A 4,256-nucleotide genomic window follows, 5' to 3' on the forward strand; every position below is an offset into this window, starting at 1 on the left:
CCGGCGGCCGCGGCGAGCCATGCCAGAGCGGGCAGCCATCGCGCGCCGGCCCCGGTTCTCGCGCGGCGCAGCAGGGTGAACAACGCGATGCCGGCAACGGCCGCGAGGGCGAAGGTGGTTTTTCCCTGCCACCAGACGCCCGCCTCGGCACCGTGCGCCGCACCCGAGGAAGAACTACCCCAGGGAGCGACGCTGCCGACGACGATGCCCGCGCTCGCGGCGATCGCCGCGATCACATTCGGCAGGTGGCACGGTGCGAACCCGCCGGGGCTGCTGCCCGGCGCCGAGGCGTTGCGGTCACGGTCTTGCGGGTCAGGCATGTGCGGCCCTCGCAGGGATCTCGGTTTGAGGTTCCCATCCATGTTTCGGCGTCGGGGCGCCGATCGCCAGGGCCGAAAGTCCCGGTGAAAGCCCCCAGCCTGTGGTCACAGATCTGCACGCAACGGCGCGACGGGGCCGGTCGGGCTCCGCACGCTGCCGCACGACGCGGGGGACACCGAGACATCCCTCAACCCGCCGCAGCCGTCTTCGGCGCGGTGGATGCAGTCAGCCGGGTCTCGCTTGCCCGCTTGCCAGAATCCCATATCGTGTACATTCTTAACTATTAAATAACCAGTTGTAAATGTGCTTGGGGAGGGTGCGCGTGGACCTGCGAGCACAGCTGGCGCAGCTGCCCGAGGATGCGCGGGAATCCTTGGTGCAGAGGATAAAAGCGCAGTTGCTGGGCGCCGACGCGGCCGGCCCGGAGCACGATGTCGCCATCGCCGGCTGCGGCGTCGCTGCGCTCACCCTAGCGTTGGAGCTACGTACGGCACGGCCCCAAACGCGGATCGTCGTCATCGGGCCGAACCCTCACCCGGTACCGGAGATCACCCACACCGTCGGCGAGTCGACGGTCGAAATCGCCGCGCACTATCTGCGGGACCGCCTCGAATTGGCAGACCATCTGAACAGCTCCCAAATTCGCAAGATGGGCCTGCGCATGTTTTTCTCGCGCAACGGCAACACCGACATCGGCCAGCGCATGGAACTCGGCAGCTCCTCGTTCATCCCGCAGGTGACCTACCAGATCGACCGCGGCAGGCTGGAGAACGAGCTGCACCGGCGCTGCCTGGCCAAGGGGGTCGAGATCGTCGCCGGGCGCGTGCGATCCGTCGAGATCGGTACCGGGGACCGGCCCCACGTCATCACCGTCCAAGACGGCGACGCCGTCACTCGCGCGACGGCTCGTTGGGTGGTCGACGCATCGGGACGAACCCGGACGCTTGCCCGCCAACTCGGGCTGCGACGGGCCACCGAACACCACTGCAATGCCGCCTGGCTGCGCGTCGCGGCAGAGATTGACGTGAACCAGTGGAGCGAGGACCCGGGTTATGGGGCGCGTCTGACCGAGGGTGACCGCGCGCTGTCGACGAACCACCTGATGGGCGAGGGCTACTGGGTCTGGCTCATCCGACTCGCTTCCGGGGCAACCAGTGTTGGCATCGTCGCGGATCCCGCTTTCCATCCGTTCGATGGCTTCAACACGCTCGCCAAAGCGCAATCGTGGCTTCGCGACCATGAGCCGCAGTGCGCCGCGGTCCTCGCAGAGCACGAGAGCTCGATCAAAGATTTCCGGGTGATGAGCCACTACAGCCACGGAGTCTCCAAAGTCTACGACGGGCGCGAACGCTGGTGTATCACCGGCGATTCCGGAGTTTTCCTCGATCCCTTGTATTCGTCGGGTCTCGACCTCGTTGCAATCGGCAACGGCCTCATCACCGACATGATCGCCCGTGAGCTCGACGGCGAAGACGTGGTCGCCCGATCCGGCATCAGTGACTCACTGTTCCGGTCGCTCACCGAAATGTGGCTCGCCATCTACCGCGATCAATACGCGCTGATGGGTTCGCAGACGGTCATGTCGGCCAAAGTGATCTGGGACATCGCTTTCTACTGGGGCTTTCTGGGGCTGCTCTACAGCAACGGCCGGTTTGCCAGTGTCGCCGACGATCCCGGTGTGGTGCCGCACCTGCAGGGGATGATCGACCTCAGCAACCGCATGCAACGGTTTTTCCGGGAATGGGCCGCGGTTGAGGGAAGACATCCGTCGGCGGGCTTCGTCGATCTGTACGAACCGATGACGTTCATGGCCAGGCTCCACACCGCGATGATGGGCACAGCGACCAATTACACGGCCCAGTTCCATACGAACGCGCGGCTGCTTCGGCAGGTGGCGGGCCAACTGGTGGAAACCGTGGTGGCGGAAAAGTGTGGACAGTTTTCCGACGACGACGTCATGCGGCAGGCCCAGGCATGGCAACGGGATCCCCTCCTACGAGAACTGCGTTCGGTCTACCGCCACGAGCAGCTGACCAACCCCATCGGTGACGGGTGGGTTCTCGGCGCCGCGCCGGCCCTCGAATTCAGCTGACAGGAAACAAAACACCGCGGTTGTCGCGCCACCACTACAGGCCCAGCAGGCGGGATGAAAAGATGAACATGCTCGGGGGGCACGCGCCCCGTGAATCCTTGGCGATCGTCGGGATCGGCTGCCACTTCCCGGGCGGGGCCCGCACCCCGGAGAGCTACTGGCGGCTGCTGTGCAGCGAAACCGACGCCACGCGCGTCGTGCCCGAAACGCGGTGGAACACGGCAAAATACTACGACCCCAACCCCGCCAAGCTCGGCAAGATGGTTACCCGCCGGGGCGGATTCCTCGGCGAGATCGATCAGTTCGACGCCCAATTCTTCGGCATTTCCCCGCGCGAGGCGAACCTGCTGGATCCCCAGCAGCGCCTCCTGCTGCAGACAACGTGGGAGGCTCTCGAGGACGGGGGGCTCCCGGCGGATGCTCTGGCCGGAACCGATGTCGGGGTTTTCGTCGGCGGCTTCACCCTGGACTACCAGCTCCTGCAAAATCAGGGCCGTACGAGTCGCTACCGGTTCAAGACCCACTCCGCCACCGGGATGATGATGACGATGCTGGCGAACCGTATCTCGTTCGCCTTCGACTTCCGCGGCCCCAGCATGACGATCGACACGGCGTGCTCGAGCTCGCTCGTCGCGGTACATCTTGCGGCGCTGAGCATCTGGAACGGTGAATGCGAACTCGCGCTCGCCGGCGGCGTCAACGTCATGATCGGCCCCAACACTGCCATCGCGGAATCCAAGAGTGGGTTCCTCAGCCCTGACGGGCGCTGCAAGGCCTTCGACGACTCGGCCGACGGCTATGCGCGGGGCGAAGGCGCCGCCGTCGTCGTCATCAAACCGCTCGAGCAAGCGCTGCGCGACGGCGACGAGATCTACGCCGAGATCCTCGGCACGGCGGTGTCACAGGACGGTCGCACCGACGGCATCACCGTTCCCAGCGCTGACGCGCAGGAAGCGGCCATCACGGCCGCGCTGCGGCGAGCCGGCGTACACCCCGGCGAGGTCGGGTACGTCGAGGCGCACGGCACCGGGACCCCCGTCGGCGACCCGATCGAGGTCCGGGCCCTCGCCAATGCGCTCGCGTCCCACCGGCCCGTCGCGGACCCCCTGCTGATCGGATCGGTGAAATCCAACATCGGGCACCTGGAGGCCGGCGCCGGGGTAGCGGGGCTCATCAAGACCGCGCTGGTGCTCAAGTGTGGCTACATCCCCGCCACCCTGCATGTAGAAAAGCTCAGCAGCCGCATTCCCTTCGAAGACTTGAACGTCGACGTTGCGCGGACCGGCCGCTCGTTTCCCGCGGGCCGCCGCCGCCTGGCGGGGGTGAACTCCTTCGGTTTCGGCGGCACCAATGCCCACGTCGTGCTCGCCGAACCGCCCACACCGGTCCGCGTTCCCGCCGCGAACGGGCGGCCGGCGCTGCCGCTGGCCGTCCTGCCCGTTTCGGCGCGCACACCGGAGGCGTTGGCGGCCAGAGCCCAGGAGCTGGCCTCGCACCTCGACGCTCACCCCGATCTCACCCTGCTCGATCTCGGCTACACCCTCAGCCAGCGCCGCTTTCACCTGAGTCACCGCCGCACCGTGGTTGTGGGCAGCGTCAGCGAAGCGCGCGAACAACTTCGAGCGCTGGCCGACGTCGTGACAAACGACACGGCCCGCACTCCGACCGGTGTGCGCACGTTGGTGTACGTATGCACCGGCATGGGCCCGCAGTGGTGGAAGATGTGCCGGGGGCTGCTCGATTCCGATACCGCCTTCACAGAGAGCATCCTGCGGTGCGATCGGGAGCTCTCGCACTACACGAACTGGTCACTGGTCGACGAACTTCGGGCCGACCAATCACG

The 4,256-nt window shown here is 66.4% G+C and carries 2 protein-coding genes and 1 pseudogene; 2 read left to right on the forward strand and 1 reads right to left on the reverse strand.

Translation table 11 applies throughout. The features are described from left to right. Positions 1-320: pseudogene (locus tag AC2VOK_RS11330) on the reverse strand (hypothetical protein); the annotation flags it as partial. Positions 321-622: 302 nt separating this feature from the next. On the opposite strand from AC2VOK_RS11330, the gene AC2VOK_RS11335 reads away from it, so the two are divergent. Together AC2VOK_RS11335 and AC2VOK_RS11340 are read left to right on the forward strand one after the other, a co-directional pair. Next, complete coding sequence (locus AC2VOK_RS11335; protein WP_428900556.1) at positions 623-2,413, forward strand: NAD(P)/FAD-dependent oxidoreductase; 1,791 nt, start codon at positions 623-625, stop codon at positions 2,411-2,413. Positions 2,414-2,475: 62 nt separating this feature from the next. Beyond that, a partial coding sequence (locus AC2VOK_RS11340) for a type I polyketide synthase (protein WP_428900557.1) occupies positions 2,476-4,256 on the forward strand: 1,781 nt, incomplete at its 3' end.

The organism is Mycobacterium sp. TH-M116 (assembly GCF_057473685.1).